Source organism: Variovorax glucosi, from assembly GCF_051216695.1.
Classification (GTDB): Bacteria; Pseudomonadota; Gammaproteobacteria; order Burkholderiales; family Burkholderiaceae_C; genus Variovorax.
Genome location: NZ_JBPJZE010000244.1, coordinates 1 through 291, shown reverse-complemented (window position 1 = coordinate 291; position 291 = coordinate 1). Strand labels below are relative to the sequence as shown.

1 protein-coding gene is annotated in these 291 nt (G+C 70.1%); it reads left to right on the top strand.

Annotated elements, in window-relative coordinates; translation table 11 throughout:
- Positions 1–291, top strand: a 291-nt coding sequence (locus ACSFA3_RS24650; RefSeq protein ID WP_435507993.1) for an endolytic transglycosylase MltG, incomplete at both ends; no start/stop codon positions are given.

The window sequence follows — 291 nt, the reverse complement described above, 5'->3', positions numbered from 1 at the left end:
GCGCCCAGCGTCGATCTGTCGGTCGAACCCGGCACAACGCCGCGAGGCATTGCGCAGGCGGTGGCCGACACGGGCGTCGACGTGCAGCCGCAGCTGCTCTACCTGTGGTTCCGCGTCTCGGGGCAAGACCGCCAGATGCGCGCCGGCAGCTACGAGCTGGAGCGTGGCGTCACGCCCAAGATGCTCCTCAACATCTTGGTGCGCGGCGAGGAAGCCACGCGCAGCCTGGTGCTGGTCGAGGGCTGGAACATCCGCCAGGTGCGCGCCGCACTCGCCAAGGCCGACCAGCTC